General features: G+C 33.8%; 10 protein-coding genes. All 10 read left to right on the top strand.

Annotation, left to right across the window (positions count from 1 at the left end):
• Positions 1-115 precede the first annotated feature (115 nt).
• The 10 genes from ACODST_RS27745 (at position 116) to ACODST_RS27700 (ending at position 2,180) form a co-directional block, all read left to right on the top strand.
• The gene (locus ACODST_RS27745; RefSeq protein WP_488935339.1) at positions 116-280 is read left to right on the top strand and encodes a class I lanthipeptide; all 165 of its coding nucleotides are present in this window, start codon (positions 116-118) and stop codon (positions 278-280) included.
• A 25-nt stretch (positions 281-305) separates the two neighbouring features.
• Positions 306-446, top strand: coding sequence for a class I lanthipeptide (locus tag ACODST_RS27740; RefSeq protein ID WP_488935338.1), 141 nt, complete (start codon positions 306-308; stop codon positions 444-446).
• Between the two features lies 1 nt (position 447).
• Positions 448-609: a class I lanthipeptide gene (locus tag ACODST_RS27735; protein WP_488935337.1), complete on the top strand. Its 162-nt coding sequence runs from the start codon at positions 448-450 to the stop codon at positions 607-609.
• Between the two features lie 436 nt (positions 610-1,045).
• The gene (locus ACODST_RS27730) at positions 1,046-1,192 is read left to right on the top strand and encodes a class I lanthipeptide (protein WP_488935336.1); all 147 of its coding nucleotides are present in this window, start codon (positions 1,046-1,048) and stop codon (positions 1,190-1,192) included.
• Between the two features lie 27 nt (positions 1,193-1,219).
• A complete protein-coding gene (locus ACODST_RS27725; RefSeq protein WP_488935335.1) occupies positions 1,220-1,366 on the top strand; it encodes a class I lanthipeptide in 147 nt (48 codons plus the stop codon).
• An 11-nt stretch (positions 1,367-1,377) separates the two neighbouring features.
• Entirely contained in the window at positions 1,378-1,533 is a 156-nt protein-coding gene (locus ACODST_RS27720; RefSeq protein ID WP_488935334.1) for a class I lanthipeptide, read from the top strand.
• Between the two features lie 25 nt (positions 1,534-1,558).
• Positions 1,559-1,705, top strand: a complete 147-nt coding sequence (locus tag ACODST_RS27715) for a class I lanthipeptide (protein WP_488935333.1) — start codon at positions 1,559-1,561, stop codon at positions 1,703-1,705.
• Positions 1,702-1,854, top strand: coding sequence for a class I lanthipeptide (locus tag ACODST_RS27710; protein ID WP_488935332.1), 153 nt, complete (start codon positions 1,702-1,704; stop codon positions 1,852-1,854). The genes ACODST_RS27715 and ACODST_RS27710 overlap by 4 nt, the downstream gene beginning before the upstream one ends.
• Positions 1,855-1,878: 24 nt before the next feature.
• Entirely contained in the window at positions 1,879-2,031 is a 153-nt protein-coding gene (locus ACODST_RS27705) for a class I lanthipeptide (protein WP_488935331.1), read from the top strand.
• Entirely contained in the window at positions 2,028-2,180 is a 153-nt protein-coding gene (locus ACODST_RS27700; protein ID WP_488935330.1) for a class I lanthipeptide, read from the top strand. Before ACODST_RS27705 ends, ACODST_RS27700 begins: the two co-directional genes overlap by 4 nt.
• Positions 2,181-2,231: the final 51 nt, after the last annotated feature.

Raw genomic sequence — 2,231 nt, 5'->3', positions numbered from 1 at the left:
ATCAGTTAAGAAATGTTAACGGAGGAGTAAAAGACGACGGCGATACCAATTCGGGTTGTATCTGCAATCCGGTATTAACCAAAATAACTATTGTTAAACTTTAATTATTATTCTCATGAAAAATATAAACCTGGATAACAAACTGTATTTTAAAAAAGCAGCTGTTACAGAACTAAATGACTTTTTACTTAACAATATTAACGGAGGAACCTCTATAGACGGCGGAGGCGATACCTGTACCGGCTGCTGCTGCCTGAAAGTAACCTTTGACTTAATGTAATTAACAACCTAAAAACTATTATATAATGAAAAATCAAAACCCAAATAACAAACTGGCTTTTAGTAAAGCGGTTGTTACCGAATTGAACGAAAATCAATTACAGGATTTAAATGGTGGGAGCCTTCTTCCAAGTTTCATTTACACAATAGTGTTTACTATATCATAAAATGAAAAAGCAAAATTCAGACAATAAGCTTGTTTTTAATAAAGCAGCTGTTGCAGAATTGAATGATGGTCAGCTGAACGATATTCACGGCGGTACGGGCGAATTAATAAGAAGTATTATTATCGCTGCCGGATACGGTACCTGGTTAATGGTTCATAAATGATGTAAATAAACCGGTTTAATTCCGGAAGAGAACAATTTTTATTTCGAAATATAAAAACACAGAGTGTGGAGACTCTTTTATATTGAGAAGATTTAACAAAATGTAATGCTTACAAGTGAACTGTAAATTACTTCTGCACGGTAAAAATCATTTTCTATTGGATTTTTACACTTTCAAAAGTATTTCTGCACTATTACTTGACAGCTGTAATCAAATGTATTGGTTATAGAGAATATTCAGCCTTAGAGTGCTGCTGTTATTTTATTCCCTAAACCCTCTTGTTCCTGATTAGAGAATCCTGCCGGATCTTTTAATGAGGAGCGTTATGAAAATCGTTACTGCCCGGCATTTTTCTGCCGGACAATGACCTGGCACAAGTATGCCTGAAAATAAACAGATCAAATTTAAAAATGTATCACTTTAAAATTTAAGCAACATGAAAAAACAAATTTCCGAAAGTAAGCTGGCTTTTAACAAAACAGCAGTTACCGAATTGAACGACAATGAAATTAACCAGGTAAACGGAGGGGCTAACTCTATTAAAACGATTCCTATTACCATATTCATTGCAACCTTATTCTAAAATAGAAACAATTTAAAAACGTAAACCATGAAAAATCAAAAACCAAACAACAAGCTGGCTTTTAATAAAACAGCTGTTACAGAACTGAATGAAATCCAATTACAGGATGTAAACGGCGGAAGCCTTATTACCACGATAGTAGTGACTATCATTATTGATCAGTTAGTGAACTAAAAATTAGAGATATGAAAAAGAAATACCCAAACAACAAACTCACCTTTAATAAGGCGGCTGTTGCAGAATTAAATGAAAACCAATTACTGGAAGTAAACGGCGGTACAGGTCCTTCGACACTTGTAGGTACTACAAGTCTGATCTTCGTTACACTTATGCAATCTTAATTTATTAACCTAAATATTTATAAACATGAAAAATCAAAATCCAAACAACAAGCTGGTTTTTAATAAAATAGCTGTTACAGAATTAAATGACAACCAATTACAAACGGTAAACGGAGGCGGAAGCCGTGTTTCAATCCTGCCAACAATCATTATAACTTTTGTAGAACTATGAAAAAACAGCACGAAATCAACAAGCTTGCTTTCAACAAAGTGGCTGTTACCGAACTAAACGATATGCAGATGAGTAACCTGGATGGAGGAACTTCACTGAGTTCACCTATACGTACTACCAGCATTGTCATTACTATTTTACAAGCTTAATTAATAACCTAAATATTTATAAACATGAAAAAACAAAACCCAAACAACAAGCTGGTTTTTAATAAAACAGCTGTTACAGAACTGAATGAAGTTCAATTACAGGAAGTAAACGGCGGAGCCAGTATTACTACAACTATTATTTATCCAACTATTGTAATCACTATTGTACAACTATGAAAAAACAGAACCCAACTAACAAGCTGGTTTTTAATAAAACGGCTGTTACAGAATTAAATGAAGTTCAATTACAGGAAGTAAACGGCGGAGCAAGCTTTACTACAACTGTCATTTTACCAACTATTGCATTCACTATTGTACAACTATGAAAAATCAAAACCCAACGAGCAAGCTAGCTTTCAATAAAGCGGCTGTTACAG

The sequence above is a fragment of the Flavobacterium sp. FG19 genome, assembly GCF_057809475.1.
The sequence above is the reverse complement of the archived record's forward strand: the minus strand, read 5'-3'. Positions and strand labels throughout refer to the sequence as shown.